Raw genomic sequence first — 23,706 nt, 5'->3', positions numbered from 1 at the left:
GTGACAGGCGTGACCGACGCCGAGGGCTACTACCGCTCGATTCTGACGATCCGCACGATCGAGGAACGGGTCATGCAGGCTCTGACCCAAGGCCTGGTCAGCGGTTCGACGCACCTGTGCATCGGCCAGGAGGCCGTTCCCGTGGGCGCGTGCGAAGCGCTGCGCGACGACGACCCCTTGATCACCACCTACAGAGGCCATGGGTGGTTGCTGGCGCGTGGCGTCGATCCGGTCGACTTCTTCGCCGAGATCCTGGGACGCGACTCGGCGCTCAACGGCGGGCGGGCCGGATCGGCCTACATGTCAGCGGCCGAGCACCACGTGTACGGCGAGAACTCGATCGTCGGTGCCGGGGTCCCGATCGCCGTCGGACTCGGTCTCGCCTGTCGCCGGGCCGGGGACGGCCGGATCCCTGTCGTGTCCATCGGCGACGGTGCGATGAACCAGGGCAACGTCCACGAGTCGCTGAACATGGCGTCGGTGCTGCGCATCCCGATGATCGTCGTGGTGGAGAACAACGGCTACGCCGAGATGACTCCCTCAGCCATGCTCACGGCGGTCCCTGCGGCCCAGCGTGCTGCGGCGTACGCGATGGTGGGTCTCGAGGTCGACGGGAACGATCCCCAGGCAGTCCGAGACGTCGTGGCCGGCGCTCGCTCGACGTCCCTCGAGTCCGGGCGTCCCGTTCTCGTCGAGGCTCACACGCATCGGCTCGGTGGGCACTACTCAGGCGACGCCCAGGCCTACCGCCCGGCCGGGGAGCTCGAGAAGCACCGGCAGTCGGACCCCCTGGTCCAGGGCAGGAAGCTCCTCTCCGAGGAGCAGGCAGGACGAGTCGAGGCGGACGTCGCGATGCTCGTGGAGGACGCGTTCGAACGCGCCGTGGCCATCGCGGCACCGAAGGCCGAGGAGGCGGGGACGCATGTCTACGCTCGCTGACGTCCAGGCACTGTCCTACATCCGCGCGGTGAATCTCGCGCTGGAGCACGCTCTGGCAACCGACCCGAGCGTGATCGTCCTCGGGGAGGACGTGGCTCTCCCCAACGGGCCCTTCGGTGCGACCAAGGGCCTGCACGCCGCCTTCGGCGACCGCGTCATCGACACGCCCATCTCGGAGTCGGCCATGGTCGGCACGGCTCTCGGGGCTGCGATGGGTGGTCTGCGCCCCGTGCTCGAAGTGATCTACGCAGACTTCCTGCTCGTCGCCATGGACCAGATCGTGAACCAGGTGGCGAACGCACGGTACGTGTCCCGCAGTGCTCTCACGGCGCCGCTGGTGATCCGGACGCAGCAGGGTCACACGCCCGGCGCGTGCGCCCAGCACAGCCAGTCCCTGGAGGCGCTGTTCGCGCACGTCCCCGGTCTGCGGGTCGGCGTCCCGTCGACACCCCGCGACGCCTACTCCATGCTCCGCCTGGCGATCGAGTCCGAGGACCCGGTGATGATCTTCGAGTCGCGTCGCCTCTACCCGACGAAGGGCGACGTGGCTCCCGGAGAGGCCGACGCGGGACTGGGTGTCTCGGAGACCGTGCGCAGGGGCTCGGAACTCACGGTCGTGACGTGGGGCACGGGACGCGCTCTGGTGGAGGAGTCCCTGGCCGACGCGGCGGCACCCTCCGTGGACCTGATCGACCTGCGGTGGCTGTCCCCGTGGGACTCCGGTGCAGTCATCGAGTCGGTGGGGCGGACGGGTCGGCTGCTCGTCGTCCACGAGGCGAACGAGACCGGCGGCTTCGGCGCCGAGGTCGTCAGCACCGTCTCCTCCGCGCTGGGGAGCGGGCTGCGCGCCAGCGGACGCGTCGGCCTGCGTGGCACGCCGGTGCCCGCCGCGCCGCCGTTGGCGCAGGCGGTGCTCCCCACGGTTTCCCGAGTGTCCGAGGCAATGTCAGCTCTGATGGAGGTTTGACGCGCATGTCATGCAGGCGACTGGAAGGCAAGACCGCGCTCATCACGGGGGGTGCCAGTGGTGTCGGCCGGGCCACGGCGCACCGCTTCGGCGAGGAAGGCGCCGCGAACATCGTCCTGATGGACCGCAACGCTGCGGCCCTCCCCGAGGTCGTGGCCGAGGTCCACGAGTCGACGGGGGCCAACGTTGTGGGAGTCCCGGGCGACGTGTCCGTCGACGCCGACTGCGACGCCGTCGTCGCCAGGGCGGTAGAGGTGGGTGGCGCGCTCGACATCCTCGTCAGCAACGCCCCTGCGCACTCCTCGGCGCCGTTCCTCGAGCTCGAGCGGTCGGAGTGGGACAGGACGATCGCGGTGATGCTGCGCGGCAGCTTCGTGCTGGGTCAGCTCGCCGCTCGCGCGATGGTCGCGTCGGGGACACCCGGGTCGATCCTCTACACGTCCTCGGTCTCGTCCCTGGGTGCGTCGATCTCGTACGCCCACTACGGCGCGGCCAAGGCAGGGATCGTGAACCTGGTGCAGACCATGGCTATCGAGCTGGTCGACCACGGCATCCGTGTCAACGCCGTCAGCCCTGGCCCTCTCGACACCCCTCAGTCCCGGGACGTTCTCGGTTCGGACGAGGCCATGGAGGCGGCGAGGAAGTACTGGCCGCTGGTGCCGATGAAGCGGCTGGGCAAGCCCGAGGAGATCGCTGCCACGTTCGCGTTCCTGGCCTCGGGCGACGCCGCCTACATCACTGGTCAGAACATCGTCGTGGACGGCGGCCTGCGGGCGCATTCCTACTCCATCCCTGAGGAGCTGTTGGCCAAGTGAAGATCAACGACCATCTCTACGTCGTCGGAGGCGGCGACTACGGGTACAACCTGTCGAACCGGCTCGACTCGAACGTGTACGTCATCGACACTGGTGACGAGCTCTGGATGATCGACGCCGGGTTCGACGGTGGTGACCGCGTCCTCGCCAACATCCGCGCCGACGGACTGGACCTGAACCGGATCACCAAGCTGTTCGTGACCCATTACCACGCCGACCACGCGGGTGCGCTCGCCTACATGCGCGAGTCGCTGGACGACCACCTCGAGATCTGCATCAGCGAACGTGCAGCGCCGGCGGTCCGCGTCGCGGACGAGGAGGTCATCGGCCTGAGATGGGCCAAGTCCTTCAACTTCTACCCGAGCGACTTCACCTGGGAACCGTGCGACATCGACGTGGAGCTCACGCACAACCAGGCCGTGCAGCGCAACGATTTCCAGCTGACCGCGATCGAGACGAACGGGCACTGCAACGGTCACATGAACTTCCTGGTGACCGGCGGCGAGCGCAGCTACCTCTTCAGCGGCGACCATGTGTTCTGGGGCGGGAAGATCATCCTGCAGAACGTGGCCGACTCCAGCGTCCAGGACTACGCGAAGTCCATGAACCTCCTGCTCGAGTATGACTTCCAGGCGCTCATGCCCGGTCATCTCAACTTCTCCCTCGAGAACGGCCGACGGCACGTCCAGTCCGCCGCCGACCAGTTCAATCGCATCGGGCTGCCGCCCAGCCTGCTCTAGGAGCGGGAGACAGGGGTTCACCATGCAGGAAGGTCCGGGCCTGTCCGGAGGGCTACGACCTCCGATGCCCGACGAAGTGTGGGCGATCCGCCCCGGGCACGTCCTGCTGCCTGGGGGCGACGTCGCGGACGGCTACGACGTCCTGGTGCGAGGCGGGGTCATCGACTCCGTCGTCGCCCGTGGTGATGCGTCCACGCGGGGTATGCAGGTCGTCGAGGCGCCGGGAGCCACGCTGCTCCCGGGCCTCATCGACTCCCATGTGCACCTCACGTTCAGCTCCGACGGGCACGTGGTGGACAACATCCTCCGGGAGTCGGTGGCGGCGCAGCTCGCTCGTGCCGTGGGCAACGCGCAACGCGGTCTCGCCAAGGGGGTCACGACAGCGGTCGACTGCGGGGGTACGACGGAGGTCGTGCTCGCCCTGCGGGACGGCATCGCCGCGGGACGGCTCCAGGGCACGGGCTTGCTGGTCAGCGGGGCTCCGCTCACGACGACGGCGGGTCACTGCCACTGGCTGGGCGGAACCGCCGACTCGCAGGAGGACCTCGTGCGCGCGATGCGGTCGCACGTCGCCTCAGGGGTCGATGTCATCAAGGTCATGGTCACGGGCGGCAACATCACGGAGGGCAGCAACCCGACCCGTCTGCAGTTCCCGCCCGAGGCGATCGAGGCGCTGGCGCGTGAGTGCGACCGCCTCGGCCGCCCGCTGGTGACCCACGCGCATACGGCGGAGGCGGTGGAGCTCGCGGCGTCGGTGGGGGCGCGGGTCATCGCGCACGCGACCTGCACCAACCCTGATGGCTCCATCTCGCTGGAGGCCGCGACCATCAAGCGAGTGCTCGACGCCGGGTGCTACGTCGACCCCACGCTCATGGTGGCCCGGCCCGGCAACGGCGACGGCTCGGACAGCTCCGAGCGGCGGCTTGAGCAGCGCCGCGCGATGCTCCCGCTGTTCGCCGCGATGAGCGAGGCCGGGATCCCCCTGCTCGCAGGAACCGATGCCGGGGTGCCCGGAGTGGCTCATGGCTCCGTGGCCGGCTCGATCATCGCGCTGCACCGCGAGGTCGGGCTGTCGGCGGCCCAGTCGCTCGCGGCGGCCACGACGACGGCGGCGGAGGCCTTCCGCCTCGACGACCGTGTCGGCTCGATCCGGGCCGGCCTGTGGGCCGACCTGCTCCTCGTCGACGGCGACGTGGGGAAGGAGATCGAGGCGGTGAACCGGCCGCTGGCCGTCTGGAAGGGCGGGGAGCTGGTCGCCCGTGGCGGACTGCTGACGTTCGGCTGACTTCCGGGAGGTGCGTGATGATCCGCTACATCGCCGTCCTGCGACGCCGTCCCGGCTCCACGACCGAGGAGTTCCTCGCGGCCTGGCTGGGCGAGCACCGCGCTCTGGCGAGCGCGCTCCCGCACGTGCGGAGCGTCCTGTTCCAGCCGACCGCGAACGTACCGGGGATCGACCAGGCGTATGACGGGGTGGGGTTCCTCGACTTCGACTCCGTGGAGGATCTGAGACGCAGCCTCGCCTCGGAGGAGGCGCTCGCGCTGCGTGCGCACACCGCCACGTTCGCGGAGCCCGGATCGGCCGTGCGCGTCGTCGTCGACCCCGGCCTCGGCAGTGCACCCGAGCGACCCCGCCGACCGACCGAGTCATCCTGAGGAGAGCGATGCGTGCATACCTGAGCAGGCTCTCGGTTCCTCCGGGCGGCTCGCTCGACATCCACGGGTCCGGCATCCCGACCTCCCGGGCCACGGTGCGCGAGCACCTGCACGGAGACCCGCACCCCGACGGACCGGGCATCGTGGTCCACGACTGCGACTGGGGCGCGGGAACCATCGAGGCGCCGCTCGTCGCGCCCAGCGTCGGCTCCTTCGCTTCGGCGGAGGACGCGTTGGTGGGGACCGACGAGTTCACGCTCTCGATGTGGGTGTGGCTCACCGACCTGAGCCGCGACGTGGTGCTCGCCACCTGGAGCACAACCGGGGGAGCGCGTTCCCTGTGCGTGACGGGGTCACGGTTGTCCCTCGTGGGCACGGACAGTCGCCACCTCCTCGACTACCGCATCCGCGAGCGCGCCTGGATGTTCGTGGGTGTGACGTGCGCACCCGGCGTGGATGGCGGCGCTGCGAGCGCCACGCTGCTCGCCTCGGTGTGGGGACGGACAGGTGGCCCGTTCCAGTCGATGCCGCTCGACGCCGACCTGCGTCCGGATTCGGGGGCCCTGTGGATCGGAACGCGGGGGGACGGAGGAGAGCTGGACGGCAAGGTCGCAGGACTTCGTCTGCATCGGCGCGCGCTGGATGTCGTCGACCTGATGAACGTCATGAACGGGGTCGGGGCCGCGGCCGACCTGGAATGGGATCTCGCGGACCGTTCCGACCCTGATCGCGCCCCGGTCATCGCCGGCCCCGGAACGGCGCTGCTCCTGCGCCATGCCCCCATGCGAAGCACGGCCGTCCCGTCGCCGCTGGAGTCCTCCGGCCGCATGCTCTGCCGAGCGGGCTCCGTCCACTTCCACCGCGACGACACGGAGGACTGCGGTTGGCCGGCGGTCGCTCAGGTCGCTGTGCCGGAAGACGCAGCCCCGGGGCTCTACGCGATCAGGCTGGGGTCGGAGGCCGTCGCCTACGAGCTCCCCTTCGTCGTCTCAGGGGCCGACGACGTGACCCTGCTCGTGCCGACGCTCACATGGCAGGCCTACGCGAATCTCGGTCGCGACGGCACCTGGCCGGGGTTGTCCCACTACTCGCTGCACGAGGACGGGTCTCCCGTCACCGTGACGACCTCTCTGCGACCGACCCAGACGTTCGCGCCGACAGCACGTCTGGAGGTGGACCCGGGGGACGGCTTCGCGACGGGTGTCAACGCGACGCACCTGATGATGGCCGATCTCTACGCCTGGCACTGGATGCGGCAGGAGTTCCCCGGCCGGTGCGGTGCCATCGACGACCGGGACCTTCACCTGCGCGGCGCCGCAGCACTGGCCGGTGCCAAGGTCGTCGTGCTGTCGGCGCATCCCGAGTACTGGACCGCCACCATGCTCGATGCGCTCGAGGAATTCCTGGCGGGTGGTGGCAGCGCGGTGTACCTCGGTGGCAACGGGCTGTACTGGGTCTCGTCGCTTCACCCGACCAAGCCGCACCTGATGGAGATCCGGCGCTGGGGCGGCTCGCAGACCTGGTCGATCGACGAGGCTGATCGCCTGCACCAGTTCGAATCCCGCACGGGGGGCCTGTGGGAGGAGGCCGGCCGTCCTCCCAACTCCATCGTCGGCGTCGGCTTCGGCGGGTTCGGCAACGGTGCCTCCATGGTCTTCTCGCGGACACCGGAGAGCTTCGACCCGAGATGGTCGTGGATCTTCGACGGGTTGGACGGCCACGAGTTCGGTGGCGGCGGGTTGAACGGGGGCGCGGGCAACGAGTTCGACGTCTTCGATGCGGGCCGCCTGCCGCCCGGCGAGTCGGTCGTCATCGCGACGTCGCGCCCTGCGACGGGCGATCACTTCGGCACGTTCGAGCGCGACGGCGCACGCGCCCCCGCCCCCTCCGTGCGGTGCGATGTCGTCCTCACCCGGACGCCGGCGGGTGGCCTGGTCCTGGCGCTCGGCTCCATCACCGCGAGCGGGTGCCTCACCAGCCGTCGTGACCGTGGTCTGGCGCGCGTCGTGCGCAACGCGGTCGACCGCATGCTCGAGCCCCCGCCCGCCACGCACAGAGCCTGACCGGGGCATGGCACCGACCGTCTTGAGAGCGAGAGACATGCGAGTCCTGCGCGAAGCCTTCGACTACCCCTTCTCACGCCTGGATCCGATGGGCGCCCACATCGACCCGCCCTCCATCGCGCTGTACGACACGTTGCTCGTGAAGGGCCACGACCGTCGAGGCCACCCCTGTCTCGCCCGCGTTGCCGAGATATCCGAGGACAGGCTCGCCTGGACGCTCGAGCTGCGTGACGGCGCGGTCTTCCACTCAGGGGCGGTCTGCGACTCCCGTGCGGTCGCGGAGAGCCTCGATGCGCTGCGCTGGCACGTGCCCGGTGATCGTCAGCTGTGGTACTGGGACCCGGTCGACCGGGTCGAACCGCTCGACGACAGGCGACTTCGGTTCACGCTCCATCACCCGTACCGGCGTCTGCCTGCGCTGCTGTGGGGTACTCACACGGCCGTCTTCAACCGTGCCGCGCAGCTGGCACATCCCGACGACTTCGGTGTGTCGATCTGTGACGGGACCGGCCCCTTCAGGCTTGCCTCTCTGGACGCCGACCGCATCATCGCCGACCGGGTCGAGGGCTACCCGAACCTGGCGGTGCCCGGTCTGCCCCGGGGTTCCTCGGACCTCGACCGCGTCGAGTGGCTCGCGCTCCCCGATCCCGCCGACCGCTGGGAGGCCCTGCGCGCGGGGGCAGTCGACTGCGTGCACGGTATCGACTACGACCGGGTGCACGAACTCGCGGACGACCCGAGGTTCGAGGTCTACGAGGCGGGGCAGGCGTCCAGCATGTACCTCTCGCTCAACTGGGACCGGCGGGACCTGGGCTTCGACGACGTGCGTCTTCGAAGGGCGCTGTCGTCGGCCATCGACCGCGACGGACTGGTGCGCGGGGCCCTGGCCGGCCACGGGAGCCCCACCTGGGGCCCGGTGCCTCCGGGCACCGAGTACTACGACCCCGAGGTCGACTCGGGGCGCAGGCCCGATGTCGGCAGGGCTGAGACGGCTCTGGACTCCCTGGGGTGGGCCCGGGGCGCCGACGGGGTCCGGGGCAGGGACGGGGTGCGCCTGTCGTTCGAGTGCGTGGTGCAGGACGACCCGGTGTTCCGAGACGTGGCGACGCTGCTCGCGGATCAGCTGCGAGCGATCGGGGTCGAGCTGGGCATCCGGTACGCACGACCCTTCGCCGAGTTCTACGACGCGTGCGCGGCGGGGCCCGCGAGCTCGATCTCGAAGTGGTTGTGGCCCGATCCCCTCGATGCGCTCATCGGGTTCTCGTCCACGAGCACTGCGCCGTTCCCCAACTGGTCGCGCGCATCCGTCCCGGCGCTGGACCGGTGCACCACCGACTGGCTGCGCGCCGAGACCGACGACGAGCTGGCGTCGGCGGCGTCCGCGGTGCAGCGGGTGTTCGCCACCGAGCTGCCCTACATCCCCCTGCTGTCCCCGAACGACGTGTGGGCGTGGCGCACGAGCGTGACGGGCTACGTCCCGTCGCCGCACATCCTGTATCCGCTCTACCAGGGAGTGAGCGTGTCCGCGGAAGCCGGAGCTGCACCGTGGACAGACCGGATTCTGCACTAGATTGGGGCAAAATCGCGAGAATGCGCTCGTATTGCGCTACCGTCTCCGAGCGCGGCGGTGTGCCGCGTGGCGGGTCGCGGCGAGGCCGTTCGTCGCAGGCCCGGCGAGTCCCAGTGATGCGTGCCGGACCGCGGCACAGGACGGTGGCGTCGGTGAGGGAACCCGGGTCGGGAGATGTCCTGGGCATGACCGCGGTCGCGCTCGCGGAGGCCTACCGTCGGCGCGACCTGTCGCCGGTCGAGGTGGCTCGGGCCTGCCTGGCGCAGATCGAGCGGGTCGACCCGACGATCAACGCGTTCTGCTGGCTGGACGAGACCGCGACGATCGAGGACGCACGGCGGTCCGAGGACCGCCACCGCCGTGGGGCACCGCTCGGGCCTCTCGACGGAGTGCCGGTCGCCGTCAAGGACGTGATCCGAGCGGCGGGGTGGCCGACGCGGAAGGGGTCGCGGACCCCCACCACGGAGGTGGACTCGTCGGACGCGCCGGCCGTGGAGCGGCTGCGCGCCGGCGGCGCCGTGCTCGCCGGGAAGACGACGACGCCGGAGCTCGGGTGGAAGGCGGTCACGGACAGCCCGTTGACCGGCGTCACGCGCAACCCCTGGAACACAGCCAGGACGGCGGGCGGGTCGTCGGGCGGAAGTGCGGCCGCGGTAGCGGCGAGGATGGTCCCTCTCGCTCTGGGCACCGACGGTGCCGGATCGGTGCGGATCCCCTCGTCCTTCTGCGGAGTCGTCGGTCTGAAGCCGACCCACGGTCTCGTGCCGCAGTGGCCCCCGAGCCCGTTCGGGATCCTGTCGCACCTGGGGCCGCATGCGAGGACCTCGCAGGACGCGGCGCTGCTGCTCGCGACCATCGCCGGCCCTTCGGGACTGGACCCGCACTCGGTGCGACGCGATGGGCACCCATGGGCCGATGGTCCTCTTGTCCCCCCCGGCTCGCTCCGCGTGGCCTACTGCCCGCGGCCGGGCGACGTCCCGGTCAACGACGAGATCCTGCGCGTCGTGGGGGCGGCGGTCGACGCGCTGGCCTCGCTCGGCGCGGAGGTACGGCTGCTCGCGGAGCCGCCCTTCGAGGATCCGCGCCAGGAGGTGGAGACGATCTGGAACGCCGGAGCGGCGCGAGCTCTCGACCAGCTGACTCCTGCGGACCTGGCCGTGGTGGACCCCGGACTGCGAGCGATCGCTGACGTGGGACGGCACATCCCGGCCACCTCCTACGTCGCCGCTCTCGAGGCACGGGTGACCCTGTCCGCTGCCGTGGACCGGATCCTGTCGGAGGTCGACGTCCTCATCACTCCCACGATGCCGATCGTCGCGTTCGACGCCGGCGGCGACGTGCCTCCCGGGTGGCCGGACGCGAACTGGATGTCGTGGACGCCCTTCACCTATCCGTTCAATCTCACCGGCAATCCGGCGCTGAGCGTCCCGTGCGGGCTCAGCAGCGAGGGGCTGCCGATCGGCGTGCAGCTCGTGGGGGGAAGGTTCGCCGATGGACTGCTGCTCGGCATCGGCAGCCACCTCGAGACCGCCCTGACCGCGCCCGACGTCGTCGTCGACGGGTGACGTGGCCGTGACCGAGGCGAAGACGGACGTCGCCCGACCGCTGCCGATCGCGGTGGTCAACGCTCGCGTGTGGACGTTCGACGCGGTAGTGCCGTCCGCCTCTGCCTTCCTCGTCGTGGACGGGCGCATCGCCCGGGTGGGCTCCACGGCCGAGATCCTCGGTGCGGCCGGTCGAGAGGCGCGGACTCTGGACTGCAGCGGGGCGACCGTCGTGCCCGGCTTCGTCGACGGGCACTGTCACTTCGAGCTCACGTGCGTGACCACGGATCGCTGGCTCAACGTCCACACGCCGCCCTTCGATTCGCTGACGGAGATCGCTGAAGCCATCGGGCAGCGTCTGGAGGAGGACGACGAGACGAGCGACGAGTGGCTGCTCTGCCGCTCGAGCTTCGCCGCCCACGAGAAGGTGCGCGAGCAGCGACTCTTCACACGACAGGAGCTGGACCGTCTGTCGGATCGTCGGCCTCTCGCAGTCTTCGCCAGCCTGCACGTCGCGTCGCTGAACACGGTCGCACTGCGCCGTCTGGGTCTGTGGGACTCCTCGGCGCCCCATCCCTTCCACGGAGTCGTCCACCGGGACGGCGACGGGACGCCGACGGGCGTGGTCACCGAAGTGTTCATGATGGTTCCCTCGCCGGGGTCGGACGACGAGTTCCTCCGGTCGGTGCAGCGCCACGGCCACGACTTGTTCGGTGCATCAGGCACCACGACGGTGCTCACGATGCCCGAGTCGGTTCGTCAGGTGCACCTGCTCAGGGAGCTCCACCGGCAACGCGGTCTCGGTCTGCGGCAGCGGTACTACCTGATCTCACCCGGCGTCGCGACGATGGACGAGGCCTCGCAGCTCCTGCGGGCGGAGCAACCGACGGACACGTTCTCGTTCGGCGGCCTGAAGGTGTTCGTCAACGGGTGCGGGCACGACGGCCTTGGCTCGCGGCTCGAGGACGTCAAATGGACCGAGGGCGAGCTGAGCGCCTTCGTGGTCGAGGCGGATCGTCGGGGGATCCAGGTGTGGCTGCACTCGCTGACCGCGGACGGCGTGCGCATGGCGGCGCGCGCCATCCTCGAGGCCGGTGGCCACCGCGGGAACCCGCGACGTCACCGCATCGAGCACGGCGGAGACTACGTGGACCTCGAGGACCTCGGGCTCATCGCGGCCAGCGGGGCGCTCATGGTGACCACACCTCAGTTCCTGCACAGCATGAGCGCCGACGAGACGGGGCCACGAGCGCCCGTGCGCTCGCTCGCAGCGGCGGGCATCCGGGTGCTCGGCGGGACGGACAGCACCGGGACGGTGCCGTCGAGCGTGTCCATCCTGGGCAACGTGGCGACGGCCGTGACCCGCCGGCGGACCGACGGGACCGTCCTGCACGCAGACGAGTCCCTCGACGTCGAGGACGCCTTCAGGCTGTTCACGACGAACGCCGCATATGGCGGGTTCCTCGAGGACCACGTGGGAAGCCTGTCCGTCGGCAAGAGGGCGGATTTCGCGCTCCTGTCGGAGGATCCGCGGGAGGTGGATCCCCTGGAGCTGGGCCGGGTCCGTGTGCTCAGCACGCATCTCGGAGGGGAGTGTGTGTGGAACAGCGATCGCGGGGGCGAGTGAGCCCCGCTCGAGGGACGGAGCCCCGAGCATGACCCCTGTCCCTGAGCAGGCACAGGTCGTCGTGGTGGGCGGGGGGATCGTCGGTTGCAGCGTCGCCTACCACCTGGCCCGACGTGGTGTCAGCGACCTCGTGCTCCTCGAACGGGCGGAGCTGACGTCCGGGACGACATGGCACGCTGCGGGGCTGGTCGGGCAGCTGCGGTCGAGCCAGAACCTCACGCGGCTCGCCAAGTACACGGCGGAGCTGCTTCCGGACCTGGAGCGGGAGACAGGTCAGGCCACCGGGTTCCAGCAACGCGGCTCGGTGAGCGTCGCAACCTCGGGCGAGCGCATGCACGAGCTCCTCCGGAACGTGTCGGCGGCTCGCCTGTTCGGCCTCGAGGCGCACCGGCTCGGTCCACGCGAGATCGAGCAGCTGGTGCCGATCGCTGAGCTGGAGGACGTGGTCGGAGGAGTGTTCCTCCCGGGCGACGGGTCCACCAACCCCGTCGACACCACGCGAGCTTTCGCTCTCGGGGCCAAGGCGCGGGGCGCGACGGTCGTCGAGCACGCTGCAGCGACCTCGGTCGTGGTGGAGAGCGGCCGGGTCCGAGGAGTCCGCTACCACCTGGACGGCGTGGACCGCGAGATCAGCTGTTCGACGGTCGTCAATGCTGCCGGGATGTGGGCGCGCGAGCTGATGCATCCGCTCGGGGTGGACGTCCCGCTGCATGCTGCCGAGCACTTCTACGTGGTGACGGAGCCGGTGCCGGGTCTGCCTCCTGGCATGCCCGTGCTCCGGGATCCCGACGGCTGCTCCTACTTCAAGGAGGACGCGGGCAAGCTGCTCGTGGGCTGGTTCGAGCCGGTGGCCAAGCCCTGGGCGGTGCAGAAGGTCCGTGGTGTGCCCGCCATCCCGGACGGGTTCGCCTTCGGCACGCTGCCGCCGGACCTCGACCACATCGCGCCGCTGATGGAGCAGGCGGTGCGTCGCGTCCCGGTCCTGGGGGACGCCGGCATCCAGCTGTTCTTCAACGGCCCTGAATCGTTCACGCCGGACGACCGCTACCTGCTGGGGCCCACCCCAGAAGTGGACGGGCTGTTCCTGGCCTGTGGGTTCAACTCGATCGGGATCCAGTCCGCCGGCGGCGCCGGCAGTGTCCTCGCCGACTGGATCGTGGACGGGTATCCGCCCATGGACCTGTGGGACGTCGACGTCCGGCGGATGATGCCCTTCCAAGGCACCAGCCACTACCTCCGTGATCGCACGACGGAGTCGCTCGGGCTCCTGTACGCCATGCACTGGCCGAGCCGTCAGTACGAGACAGCACGCGACGTGCGTCGCACGCCGTTCCACGCGCAGCTCGCTTCTGAGGGGGCCTTCTTCGGTGAGGTCGCCGGGTGGGAGCGGGCCAACTGGTACGCGGGACCCGGTCGCGAACCGCGGTACGACTACAGCTACGGCCGGGAGGGCTGGTTCCCGCACGCACGTTCCGAGCACCTCGCCGTACGCAACGCGGTCGGGCTGATCGACCTGTCCTCCTTCGGGAAGTTCGTCGTCAAGGGCCCCGGGGCGTGCCGGGCGCTCAACCGGATCTGCGCCAACGAGGTCGACGTCGCTGTCGGGCGCATCGTCTACACGCAGTGGCTCAACGACAGAGGGACCGTCGAGGCGGACGTCACCGTGACCCGGGAGTCTGAGAACAGCTTCCTCGTCGTCACCGCTGCGGCCACTCAGCGGCGGGACTTCGCGTGGCTCGAGCGGCAGCTCGGCGAGGAGGCCGGCTGCACGGCCTTCGATGTCACGTCGGCCTATGCGGTCCTCGGCGTCTTCGGTCCTGGATCCCGGGCGGTGCTCTCCCGCGCCTCCATCGACGACTTCTCGACCGCGGCATTCCCGTTCGGCGGCTCCCGCACGGTCGAGATCGGCTATGCGCGGGTCCGAGCCAGCCGGGTCAGCTACACGGGGGAGCTGGGCTGGGAGCTCTACATCCCGACCGAGTATGCGGTGCACGTTCTCGACCAGGTGAGGGACGCGGACGGGACCGCGGCGTTGGTGGGGTACAACGCACTGAACTCCCTCCGGGTGGAGAAGGCGTTCCGGAGCTGGGGGCACGACATCGGCACCGACGACACACCGCTCGAGGCCGGCCTCGGCTTCGCTGTCGCCTGGGACAAGCCTGGGGGCTTCATCGGGCGGGACCAGCTGTCCGCCGCGAGCGCTCGAGGGGTACGCCGGCACCTGCTCCAGTTCCAGCTGGCGTCGGACGCCCCGTTGCTCCACCACAACGAGCCGATCCTGCGCGATGGGGTGGCGGTAGGGCGGATCACGTCGGGGGCATACGGGCACAGCCTCGATCGGAGCATGGGCCTCGGCTACGTGACTCTGGAGCCGGGCGAGGACCCGCGGCACGGCGGGCTGGTGGACGCGTTCGAGGTGGAGGTCGCCGCTGAGCGGTTCCCTGCGGTCGCGACGCTCGACCCGGCCTACGATCCCGGCGGCACCCGCATGCGGGCCTGACGTCCGCCGAGAACGCTGCGCTGCCCGAGCCAAGGCTCTGGGCGGCGTGCCCGTGATCTAGGCTGTGCTGCCAGCCTGAATCCAGCCGGTGCGGGGCGCGACGCCCCCACGACCCAGGACGTGGGTCAGTGTCTGGCCCCGCCCTCGTAGCTCAGGGGATAGAGCAACGGTTTCCTAAACCGTGTGTCGGAGGTTCGAATCCTCTCGGGGGCACCGGATCGGGGACATCGGAGCGCCGATCCCTCGTGGGGTCATGCCTCGGTCCCCAGCACTTGGTTCAAGAACCTGTTCCTGAACGTGCCTGCGGGGTCGAGCTCCTCGACCACGTGGACGAAGTCCGGGAGGTGCGGGTACAGGCTGGCCCAGTCGGGCTGGTCCGCGGTGAAGACCTTGCCCCAGTGCGGGCGGGCAGAGTGCGGCTCGAGGAGCGTCCCCACCTGACGGACCAACCGGGCGACGGCCTCGGGGTGCTGCTTCCAGGTGAAGTGCAGGCAGGTGCTGTCGCGGCCCTGGGCCGGCGAGAGCCAGAGCTCGTCGGCCGCGATCGAGCGGATCTCGCTGACGAGCAGGTGCGGTGCCAGCTCGGGCGCGAGCTGAGCCACGGCGTGCAGGCTCGCCGCTGTGCGCTCGCGTGGGACGAACCACTCGGACTGGATCTCGGCGCCGAAGCTGGGCTGATGGTCGAGCCGGAAGTGCGGCAGGCCGTCGTGCCAGAGCAGTGGCTCGTCGGTCGGGGTGAGGTTGTCGCCGTCGCCGAGCAGCAGGCTCGGCACCGACGCCGCCGGCAGTGGACCAGGCGAGCCCGGGTCGACGGCGGTCTTGCGGAGCACCTCGGACTGCTCGGTGGCAGCCCACCGGGTGAAGATGCTGACGCTGTACCCCTCGCTCAGGATGTGCTCGGCGTCGTCGAGCAGGTCGGGCAAGGACACCGGCTCTCGCGTCTGCCGGATCCAGAACTCCGGCACGAGGTCGAGGTCCATGTCCACGGCGATCCCGGCCGCGCCGAGCGACAGCACCGTGGCCGGGAAGCCGGCGTCGCCGCGGCGGTGCTCGCTGGTCGAGCCGTCCGCGCGGACCAGCCGCACCCTCGAGACGGCGGTGGCCAGGACCGGGTTCGCGATCCCTGATCCGTGGGTGCCGGTGGCGGTCGCCCCGACCACCGAGATGTGCGGCAGCGAGCCGAGGTTGCGCAGCGCGAGGCCGTGCTCGGCCACGGCGCGGGCGACGTCGCCGAACCGCACTCCGGGGCTGACGGTGACGACCCGGCGCTCCGGGTCGACGGCGGGCGGCTGCCGCAGGCGAGCGAGGTCGACGACGAGGTCGTCGCTGTCGCACAGCTCGTTGAAGGAGTGTCGCGAGCCGACGGCCCGGACCCTTGTCGCGCTGGTCACCAGCCCGGCCAGCTCGTCGACGTCGGCCGGTTCGGCCCATCGCTCATGGGCGTAGGCGTGGTTGTGCGCCCAGTTCCACTGCGTCATACGGCCTCCCGGGAGACGTCTGGCCAGCCCGACCACCGTGCCGCTGCCCGTGCACGACCCTGGCAGGCGGACGGCTGGAATGTGCGCCGCCTGGCCAACCGTGGTGCGGACGTCCGCGGATCGCTCCGCGTGGTCCGGGGCCGTCGCGGTGGCCGGTCATGAGATACGGGCTGCCGGCCACGTGGCTCGGCGTCCACGAGCGGAGACACCTCGCAACGTGGTCCCGACCGACCCTGTCGCCCCGAACCGCGCCCAGGTCAGCCGGCAGCCTGGACGTCGATGACCAGGCGGGCCGGGTCCTGCAGCGTGCTCACGGCGAAGGGCGCCATGCCGTCGACGCCGAGCACCCAGGCCAGCACGCTCTCGAAGTCACCGGTCTGCACCGCCTCGGTGACCACCGACGTGTCGGCCGAGACGCGGCGCGGTCCGTCGTAGCCCTGCGTCCCGGAGCCTGCCGTGTCGAAGGTCCCGGCCGGCTCGAGGCGCACGAGGATCACGTGGTCGCCGGCCACGGCGACCGTCTCACCGGACGGGTCGGCGATGACGGGCTTGCTCGCGTACTCGACGCGGTAGCCCGGCACGTGATCATCGAACTCGACGACGAACCGGTCGTAGCCGACGTGACCGGCGAGCCGCACGGCCGTCAGCAGCGCGAAGCCCGCCTGGCCCGGCGGCCGCTCCACGGGGTCCGTGGAGTAGGACGTGGTCGGGCTCGCCGACGTCGCGCTGGGGGAGGCGGACGGGGATCCCGACGGGCCGGCCGGCGGTTCCGACGTCGTGGAGCAGCCGAGCGCCAGGAGGCTGAACGCCACCGCCGTCGCGGCGATCGCGGCGGAACGGGAGCCACGGCCCGTCCTCACGACTCCACGGTAGGCCGGTGCCCGATGCCGAGGCGCGCCGTGCCGAGCCGGCGGGCCGAGCCGCGAGCGGCCGTGGGGCAGACCCAGGGGACACGGAACGGGGCGGGTCGCACGTGACCCGCCCCGTCCCCGTGTCCGCGCCCGGTCACGGCATGAGGCGGGTCCCCCCGGTGACGACGTCGGCCTGCGCGAGCACGCTGTGGTCGGAGGCGCGGGTGAAGGTCACGTGGGCCGTACCCTGCGTCGACATGCAGTCCGAGGCGACCGTCATCGTGCCCTCGATGCGCTGGTCGATGACGTTGACCCCGCCCGAGGTGATGAACCGCTCGAACGCGAAGCGGAACGAGTCGCCGTCGCGGGTCCAGCTGCCCAGGCCGCTCGTCGCGCCGTCCGGGTGCAGCGGGGCGAGCGCCGGGTTGAGGGGTGTCGAGGAGACGGCGTCCACCATCGTGCCGTCGGAGTGGAACTGCACGAGGGACACGAACGGGGGAGGCGGCCCGACCGGGTCGACCGTCTCGTTCCAGGTGCCGACGGGGCCGGCGCCGTAGCGGCAGCCGGAGCGGCCGTCGGAGTCATGGTCGCTGGCGCTGGCGGCGTCGGCGGCGACGACGGTGCCGGCCACCACAAGGGTGGCGACGGCGGCGGTGACGAGGGCGCGGGTGCGGTGCATGGCCTTCTCCTTGCGGACGGTCCGGCCGGTCGGCCGGGACTGCTCCCAGACTGGGAGCCGAACGCACATCCCCTCCTCGGGTGAATCCCCAGGTTCTCGAGCCGTGCCACCATCCGGGTGTGCTCGTGGGTCGTGCGCCTCAGTGCGCAGCGCTGGACGCCGTGCTGGCGTGGGCCCGCACGGGCCGGTCGGCCTCCCTCCTGCTGGTGGGCGAGCCCGGGCTGGGCAAGACCGCGCTCCTGGACTGGGCCGCCGAGCAGGCGGTCGCGGCGGGGATGCGCGTCGTCCGCCTGGTCGCGGTTGAGGCCGAGTCGGCGATCACCGCCGCCGGGACAGGCCTGCTGCTGCGCCTGCTCGACGCCGATCCCGCCGACACCGCGGTGCACGCGGTGCTCGATGCGCTCGTGGCCGCCAGCCGCGAACAGCCGCTCCTGGTCACGGTCGACGACGCCCAGTGGCTCGACGTCGCGACCCGGCAGGCGCTCGGCTTCGCGGCCCGCCGGCTGCTCGCCGACCCGGTGGCGATGGTGCTGTCGTCGCGTCCCGGCGACCTCGGTAGCCTCGAGGCGTTCCCAGCGACCGAGGTGCCCCCGCTCGACCGGGAGGCGAGCCGCGAGCTGCTGCGCGCGCGGTTCCCGGCGATGACGACCACCCGCGCGGACGAGGTGGCCGACGCGCTGGGGCACGTGCCGCTGCCGCTGGTGGAGGTGGGGCGGCTGCTCACCGAGGACGAGCTGCTCGGCCGCGACCCGCTGCCCGAGCCACTGCCTGTGAGCGACGCGGTGCAGAGTCGCTACGCGCAAGGCTTCGCCTCGCTGGAGGAGCCAGCCCGCCGGCTGCTGGTGCTGCTCGCGGCCGACGACGGCACGGACCCGACGCTGGTGTCCGAGGCCCGCGAGCGGCTCGGGCTGGGCGCCGGGCTGTGGGAGCGCGCCGAGAGCACCGGCCTGGTGCGGCTGGGTGCGGTGCCGCAGTTCGTGCACCCGTTGGCGCGGGCCTCGGTGCACTCCGCCGCGGACCCGGCGCAACGGCGCGCCGCGCACGCCGCGCTCGGCGAAGTGCTGCGTGCGCGCGACGAGGAGGAGCTCGCGGTGCGGCACCTCGCGCTGGCCGCGACCGGTCCGGACGAGCACCTCGCCGAGGCGCTCGTCCGCCTCGCCGAGGTCGCGGCGGCCGAGCGCCCGGGCCCGTCGGCTGCGGCGCTCGCGCTCGCCGGCGCGCGCCTCGCCTCCGGCCCGGCGCAGCGGGACCGGCTGCGGGTGCTGGCGGCCGAGTGCTCCGTGGGCCTGCGCGCCGTCGAGCTCGCCGAGCAGGTGCAGGCCTCCACACAGGAGCCCGTGCTGCTGGCCCGCTGCGTGATGGTGCGGGTGGACGCCGACGAGCGGGCCGACCCGGCGCAGCTCGTCGAGCTCACCCGCCAGCTCGACCACCTCGACCTGCCGGAGCCCCTGGCGCTGCGCAGCAGCGTCGCGTCGGTGTGGGCGGCGATCCACGCCTCGGACGTGGCCAGGCTCGAGGAGCTGGCCGTCGGTGCCGAGGCCGAGCGGCTCGGCGGCTCGTCGTGGCTGGCGACCGCCGCCCTGGGGATGGCGTTCACCTTCCTCGGCCGTCACCACCGCGGGGTCCCGCTGCTGCGCGAGGCGCAGGCCCGGTCCGCCGACGTGGATCCCGCGTCCCTGCCGCCCGAGCGCGCGGTCGACTGGGCCACGGTGGCCGGCTGGCTGGGGGACGACGCGGAGCACGACCGGCGGATGCGCAGCCTCGACCGCGCCCTGCGCGCGTCCGGACAGCCCGAGCTCGTGGCCGTGGCGGCGTTCTTCTCCGCCGAGCGCGACCGCAGGGAGGGGGACTGGGCGCGCGCGGAGGCCATGCTGGCCGAGGCGATCGAGCTGCGCACCGCCACGGGCGAGCCGAGCGGCGTCGAGTGGTCTCGCCTGGCCAGCCTGCTGGCGTGCCAGGGCCACGAGGTGCGGGTCGAGCAGGCCGTCGAGGCCGCCCGCGACGACTTCGCCCGGCGCGGCGCCTCCCCCTGGCAGCAGGACTGGGTGTCCGAGGCGCGCGGTGTGCTCGCGCTCGGCCTCGGCCGCCTCGAGGAGGCCGCCGAGCTGCTCGCGCCGTTGGCGACCCGGCCCTACGTCGGGCGCGGGGCGCGCGACGCGGTGGCGCTCGGGCTCGCCGACCTCGCCGAGGTGCGCGCTGCGCTCGGGCGCGTCGCCGAGGCACGGCAGGCCGCGGAGGACCTGGCCCGACGGCTCCACGGCGTCCACGACCCGCAGGGGACCGCCCTCGTGCACCGGGCCCGCGCAGTGTCCGGTCTGGGCGACGCCGACACGGAGTACGCGCAGGCGCTCGAGCGCTTCGCCGAGACGCAGGAGGTCTTCGAGACGGCGCGGACCGAGCTGCTCCTCGGCGAGCACCTGCGCCGCACGCAGCGGCCGTCCCGCGCGCGTGACCCGCTGCGCCGGGCGCTCGAGGGGTTCGAGCGGACGCGCACCCAGCCGTGGGTCGAGCGGGCCCGGCGCGAGCTGGCGGCGGCCGGTGGTCGGCCGGCGGCCGGCGCAGCGGGGCGGGACGGTCCCTCCCGCGACCGGGTCCTCACCCCTCAGGAGCTGCGCGTCGCCCTCGCCGTCACCGAGGGGGGCACCAACGCCGAGGTGGCTGCGGCCCTGTTCGTGTCGGTCAAGACGGTGGAGTACCACCTGGGCAACGTCTTCCGGAAGCTCGCGGTGCGGTCGCGAGGCGGCCTCGCGGTGGCGCTGCGGCGCGAGGGCCTGCTCGGCGGGGACGCCACGGCGCCGGCATGACGAAGCCCCGCTGCTCCCTGAATGAGCAGCGGGGCCCCGCCGTGGTGACGGCGACGTGTCACGGGCCGCAGGGGGATGCCATCACCGTCCTGGCCGCCGTCACTGTGCACCGCCGGTGCCCGCACCCGAGGGTGCGGACGGTCCGGGCGGACCTTTCTTCCGGAAGGAAGACCTGGCCGAGGGGACTGTCTGGGTGGCCCGATCTCCTGGCGTTGTTGTACCAGGGTTCTCGGTGCGCCCGTGTGACTCTTGACGTGACTCGTGTCACGAAATGGTAAAGCCTGCTGGTGGGAGGCGTGCGACGCCGGGTCAGGGGGTGCGGCCCGACGGGGGCGCCGGCGGTGCGCCGGGCACGCACGGGGACGCGCAGGGGTGCGCAGGGACGACCGGGGCGTCCGTCGCGGGCAGCGGGCGGGTCAGCAGCGCCACGAGGCCCAGGGCGAGCACGGGCGGGACGACGGCTCGCAGGAGCTGTCGGTCGACGGTCACGGGGCAGCCTTCCACGCGGGACTCCCCAGTCCAGAGGTCGTATCGGCGCTCGCGCGCCCGGGTTGAGGCCGCGAGCCCGGGGCTCGCCCGATCGGTCAGGTCGGCGCATGACTCCAGTCACGATCAAGGTCACAAGTAGGTAACGACGCGCGGTGGCCGGCGGCGAGCCCTGAAGTCCGCGCCGGGCGCGCCGAAGGATGGGGTACCGGCGGATGCCGGAACGCACCCCCCGGCGTTCGGAAGGACCGTGCTGCCCCGTGGACGACACCGAGATCTTCGCCTCCGAGGTCTACGACGACGTCGCCGTCACCGAGGTGATCCGGCCGGCGGCGATCGTGACCGAGGAGTCCGCGCGGGCGATCCTGGTGGAGCTGACGCTCAACGACGCCTCGCGCGGCGGCCTGTGGACCTCGGACCCGCGGCGGTGGACCCGCTGGACCGCGCCGTGGGCCGGCCCCGCCGCGCCCGGCTCGGCGCAGCAGATCGGCTCGATCGAGGTCGCCTACGGCACGCCGTCGCGCTACGAGATCACCATCTACCGGGTCACGGTGACCCACACCGGCGCGGCGCTGGGCTGGACCGTCGCGTCGCTGTCGAACGAGGCGCTGGGCTTCGGCGGGCTCGATCTCGCCACCTGCCCGCGGGCCGAGCTGGCCGCCCCGCCCAAGCCGTTCCGGTTCTGAGCACCCCGCGCCGCACGCCTTGCGGCGGCAGCGGGCCCTCGCCTGCGATTCAGGAGCAGGCGAGGACCCAGGCGGGACGGTAGCGAGCCGAGCCCGTGGTGTCAGCCGATCCGGCACAGGTGTGGGCGAGGCGAGAGGACGTCGCTCGCGGCGATGGCGGCGCGACGGCCTGCCCCGGGAATGCGGTGCGGGGCCCGTCGTGCCCCTGAATCGGACGCGAAGGGCCCCGCTCGGCCCGGCCGCGGACTGGGGTGTGCGGCGGCCGGTCCGACGGCACCAGGGGCATCCCTGGAGGTCCGCAGCCGCAGGCTAGCAGGGGTTTGACAACTGTAGTGACTGAAGTCAAGCGCGAGTCGTGACGAGCGGACGATGGGAGCGCTCCCCTGGTGACCGGCGTGTCGGACGGCGGTCGCGGACGCCGTCGGCGCGGGATCGCCGGGTCGGGAAGGCCCCGGTCGGCCCCGGGGCGCTCGGGATGCCCGCGAGCAGGTCCGGGGGATGCGAGGACGACGTCTGCCGTGGGCGCGGCCGCGCCGCCGGTCGCCGGGGCGGGCCTGCGCGGTGCGGCTGCGGTCAGCGGATCAGCGGGCGAGCACGGCGTCGGCCGTGCGGGCCCGCGTGCCCGGGCGGCCACCGACGGCGCCCGTCGGCGAGCCGGTGGAGGAGCGGCGCCGGTGCCCCGTGCGGGCCGCCGACGCCGTCACGTCCACGACGGCCTCGCGGGCCAGGCCCGCGCAGTCCAGGGCGCGGTCGCTGGCCGCCATCGCGCGCTCGAAGTCGCCGAGGGACCGGTAGACCTCGCAGAGCTGGCGCCACACCACGGCGCACTGCCGGCCGGCGCGCGCCGCCCGCAGCAGGCCGGCGGCCTCCTCCAGCAGGTCGGTCCCTTCGGTCCGGTCGGTGAGCTCGAGCACCGCGGCGCCGAGCGCCACGAGGGCCCGCGCCCGCTCGATGGGGTAGTCGTCGCCGAGGCGGGTGAGCGCGCTCGTCGCGTGGCGGCGCGCCACCTCGGGCCGGCCGAGCAGCAGCTCGGCGCGGGCCAGCTCGGTCTCTGCACTCGCGATCCCCATGGCGCCGGCGTGCTGGCGGACGTGGGGCATCGCCTCGCGCAGCGCGTCGCGCGCCTCCTCCGCCTGCGGCGGCCGCTGGGCGAGCTGGATCCACGCTCTCGACACCTGGAGAAGGGCGCGCGCCCGCAGGTTGTTGCCGAGGCCGAGCAGCGTGGACGCCTGCTCCGACAAGTCCAGAGCGGCCACCGCGTCGCCTCGTTCCGCCGCCACGATGGAGCGGTTCCACAGCGCACAGGCATGCTCGTCGAGGTCCGTGCCGGCCGCGGGTCGCTCGAGCAGCTCGTCGAGCAGGATCTGGGCGCGCAGCAGGTCGCCGCGCTCGCCGTACGCGCTGGCCAGGGTCGAGACCAGCGCCGCGTGCCCCTGGTGGTCGGCCGCGAGGACGCCCGCGCACCGGGCGCGCGCCGCCTCGCCGACGTCGATCGCGCGGGCCAGGTCGCCGGAGTCGCGGTAGCAGCGGACCAGCGCGACCGTGGTCGGCAGCCAGGGCAGCGCCCCGTGGGCGGCCTCGATCCCGGCAGCGAGTGTCTCCAGCACAGGGACGGCATCGCCCGGACGCCCCGACCGCTCCAGCGCGGTGGCGTAGGCAAGCCCCAGGCGGTGGTACAGGCCGCCCCCGGCGACGGACCCGACCGTCACGGCACTCACGTGCGGCTCGAGCAGGTCCAGGGCGTCGCCGGTCTTGCCCAGGCCCAGCGCAGCCTCGGCCAGCGCCAGCGGCGTCTCCCACGCGGCGTCCACCTCGCCGAGCAGCTGGGCCGGCGTGATGCCCAGACGCTGGGCGAGCACCTCGACGGACTCGCGGGTGGGGGAGCGCCGGCCCGCCTCGAGCAGGCTCACGTAGCTGGGGTGCAGCCGGTCGCCGGCCAGCGCGGACTGGGTGAGCCCGGCCTCCTCGCGCAGCCGGCGCAGCCGGTCGCCGAAGGTCTCCGCCTCGGAGCTGGTCGCGCCCGGCCGTACGCCGGCGCGCGCGGTCACGCGGTGCGCCCGTCAGTCATGGGCGCAGTCAACCACGAACGTAAACGGTTGTTCAGGATTCACCGACGCGCCGTCTGGACGACCGACGCTGGCCGAACAGGGGCATGACAGAACCTATGACTATCCGTGACTCTGTGCTGACAAGCGGTGGTGATCGGCACCGCCGCTCAGGGCATGGAGGTAACCCTCATGAACCGCACGTCCAAGATCGTCGTCGTCCTCGCCACCTTCGTCCTCGGTGCCGCCCTGGCGC

17 protein-coding genes and 1 tRNA gene are annotated in these 23,706 nt (G+C 72.2%); 13 read left to right on the top strand and 5 right to left on the bottom strand.

What is annotated here, in order from left to right; genetic code table 11:
• Window positions 1-72 precede the first annotated feature (72 nt).
• The 11 genes from GC157_07590 to GC157_07540 all read left to right on the top strand — a co-directional run bounded on the left by GC157_07590 (window position 73) and on the right by GC157_07540 (window position 14,634).
• Entirely contained in the window at window positions 73-939 is an 867-nt protein-coding gene (locus tag GC157_07590) for a thiamine pyrophosphate-dependent dehydrogenase E1 component subunit alpha (GenBank protein MBI1377327.1), read from the top strand.
• Window positions 923-1,906 (top strand): acetoin dehydrogenase, encoded by a 984-nt coding sequence (locus tag GC157_07585; GenBank protein ID MBI1377326.1) that lies wholly within the window; start codon window positions 923-925, stop codon window positions 1,904-1,906. The genes GC157_07590 and GC157_07585 overlap by 17 nt, the downstream gene beginning before the upstream one ends.
• Before the next feature lie 5 nt (window positions 1,907-1,911).
• Entirely contained in the window at window positions 1,912-2,721 is an 810-nt protein-coding gene (locus tag GC157_07580; GenBank protein MBI1377325.1) for an SDR family oxidoreductase, read from the top strand.
• Complete coding sequence (locus GC157_07575) at window positions 2,718-3,461, top strand: MBL fold metallo-hydrolase (GenBank protein ID MBI1377324.1); 744 nt, start codon at window positions 2,718-2,720, stop codon at window positions 3,459-3,461. The genes GC157_07580 and GC157_07575 overlap by 4 nt, the downstream gene beginning before the upstream one ends.
• Window positions 3,343-4,746 (top strand): amidohydrolase family protein, encoded by a 1,404-nt coding sequence (locus tag GC157_07570; protein ID MBI1377323.1) that lies wholly within the window; start codon window positions 3,343-3,345, stop codon window positions 4,744-4,746. The genes GC157_07575 and GC157_07570 overlap by 119 nt, the downstream gene beginning before the upstream one ends.
• Before the next feature lie 17 nt (window positions 4,747-4,763).
• Window positions 4,764-5,117, top strand: coding sequence for an EthD family reductase (locus tag GC157_07565; GenBank protein ID MBI1377322.1), 354 nt, complete (start codon window positions 4,764-4,766; stop codon window positions 5,115-5,117).
• 1,776 nt (window positions 5,118-6,893) lie between these two features.
• Window positions 6,894-8,750 (top strand): hypothetical protein, encoded by a 1,857-nt coding sequence (locus GC157_07560; protein MBI1377321.1) that lies wholly within the window; start codon window positions 6,894-6,896, stop codon window positions 8,748-8,750.
• Between the two features lie 185 nt (window positions 8,751-8,935).
• Window positions 8,936-10,315, top strand: a complete 1,380-nt coding sequence (locus GC157_07555) for an amidase (protein ID MBI1377320.1) — start codon at window positions 8,936-8,938, stop codon at window positions 10,313-10,315.
• A 7-nt stretch (window positions 10,316-10,322) separates the two neighbouring features.
• On the top strand, window positions 10,323-11,921 hold the full coding sequence (locus tag GC157_07550; GenBank protein ID MBI1377319.1) for an amidohydrolase family protein: 1,599 nt from the start codon (window positions 10,323-10,325) through the stop codon (window positions 11,919-11,921).
• Window positions 11,922-11,949: 28 nt separating this feature from the next.
• A complete protein-coding gene (locus GC157_07545) occupies window positions 11,950-14,421 on the top strand; it encodes an FAD-dependent oxidoreductase (GenBank protein MBI1377318.1) in 2,472 nt (823 codons plus the stop codon).
• A 140-nt stretch (window positions 14,422-14,561) separates the two neighbouring features.
• Window positions 14,562-14,634, top strand: a tRNA-Arg gene (locus GC157_07540).
• A 38-nt stretch (window positions 14,635-14,672) separates the two neighbouring features.
• Here the strand turns inward: GC157_07540 and GC157_07535 are convergent.
• The 3 genes from GC157_07535 to GC157_07525 all read right to left on the bottom strand — a co-directional run bounded on the left by GC157_07535 (window position 14,673) and on the right by GC157_07525 (window position 17,429).
• Window positions 14,673-15,899, bottom strand: coding sequence for an FAD-binding protein (locus tag GC157_07535; protein MBI1377317.1), 1,227 nt, complete (start codon window positions 15,897-15,899; stop codon window positions 14,673-14,675).
• Between the two features lie 257 nt (window positions 15,900-16,156).
• On the bottom strand, window positions 16,157-16,759 hold the full coding sequence (locus tag GC157_07530) for a hypothetical protein (GenBank protein MBI1377316.1): 603 nt from the start codon (window positions 16,757-16,759) through the stop codon (window positions 16,157-16,159).
• A 145-nt stretch (window positions 16,760-16,904) separates the two neighbouring features.
• Entirely contained in the window at window positions 16,905-17,429 is a 525-nt protein-coding gene (locus GC157_07525; GenBank protein ID MBI1377315.1) for a hypothetical protein, read from the bottom strand.
• Between the two features lie 119 nt (window positions 17,430-17,548).
• On the opposite strand from GC157_07525, the gene GC157_07520 reads away from it, so the two are divergent.
• Window positions 17,549-20,233 carry an AAA family ATPase gene (locus tag GC157_07520; protein ID MBI1377314.1) on the top strand — a complete coding sequence of 895 codons (2,685 nt, stop codon included), beginning with the start codon at window positions 17,549-17,551 and terminating at the stop codon, window positions 20,231-20,233.
• Window positions 20,234-20,542: 309 nt separating this feature from the next.
• Here the strand turns inward: GC157_07520 and GC157_07515 are convergent, their stop codons facing one another.
• Window positions 20,543-20,722, bottom strand: coding sequence for a hypothetical protein (locus tag GC157_07515; GenBank protein MBI1377313.1), 180 nt, complete (start codon window positions 20,720-20,722; stop codon window positions 20,543-20,545).
• 257 nt (window positions 20,723-20,979) lie between these two features.
• Here GC157_07515 and GC157_07510 point away from each other — a divergent pair, with 257 nt between their 5' ends.
• Window positions 20,980-21,405 (top strand): hypothetical protein, encoded by a 426-nt coding sequence (locus tag GC157_07510; GenBank protein MBI1377312.1) that lies wholly within the window; start codon window positions 20,980-20,982, stop codon window positions 21,403-21,405.
• Window positions 21,406-21,986: 581 nt separating this feature from the next.
• Here GC157_07510 and GC157_07505 read toward each other — a convergent pair.
• Window positions 21,987-23,453: a helix-turn-helix domain-containing protein gene (locus GC157_07505; GenBank protein MBI1377311.1), complete on the bottom strand. Its 1,467-nt coding sequence runs from the start codon at window positions 23,451-23,453 to the stop codon at window positions 21,987-21,989.
• Window positions 23,454-23,706 lie beyond the last annotated feature (253 nt).

Source organism: Frankiales bacterium (assembly GCA_016125335.1).
Taxonomy (GTDB): domain Bacteria; phylum Actinomycetota; class Actinomycetes; order S36-B12; family CAIYMF01; genus Longivirga.
Note: the sequence above shows the minus strand (reverse complement) of the source record. Positions and strands in the feature narration are given on the sequence as shown.

What these genes read in the sequence shown, in the direction of transcription:
- GC157_07590 (MBI1377327.1), top strand. Translation starts at nt 73, where the DNA reads ATGCAGGCTCTGACCCAAGGCCTGGTCAGCGGTTCGACGCACCTGTGC.
- GC157_07585 (MBI1377326.1), top strand. Translation starts at nt 923, where the DNA reads ATGTCTACGCTCGCTGACGTCCAGGCACTGTCCTACATCCGCGCGGTG.
- GC157_07580 (MBI1377325.1), top strand. Translation starts at nt 1,912, where the DNA reads ATGTCATGCAGGCGACTGGAAGGCAAGACCGCGCTCATCACGGGGGGT.
- GC157_07570 (MBI1377323.1), top strand. Translation starts at nt 3,343, where the DNA reads ATGACTTCCAGGCGCTCATGCCCGGTCATCTCAACTTCTCCCTCGAGA.
- GC157_07565 (MBI1377322.1), top strand. Translation starts at nt 4,764, where the DNA reads ATGATCCGCTACATCGCCGTCCTGCGACGCCGTCCCGGCTCCACGACC.
- GC157_07560 (MBI1377321.1), top strand. Translation starts at nt 6,894, where the DNA reads ATGCGGGCCGCCTGCCGCCCGGCGAGTCGGTCGTCATCGCGACGTCGC.
- GC157_07555 (MBI1377320.1), top strand. Translation starts at nt 8,936, where the DNA reads ATGACCGCGGTCGCGCTCGCGGAGGCCTACCGTCGGCGCGACCTGTCG.
- GC157_07545 (MBI1377318.1), top strand. Translation starts at nt 11,950, where the DNA reads ATGACCCCTGTCCCTGAGCAGGCACAGGTCGTCGTGGTGGGCGGGGGG.
- GC157_07535 (MBI1377317.1), bottom strand. Translation starts at nt 15,899, where the DNA reads ATGACGCAGTGGAACTGGGCGCACAACCACGCCTACGCCCATGAGCGA.
- GC157_07525 (MBI1377315.1), bottom strand. Translation starts at nt 17,429, where the DNA reads ATGCACCGCACCCGCGCCCTCGTCACCGCCGCCGTCGCCACCCTTGTG.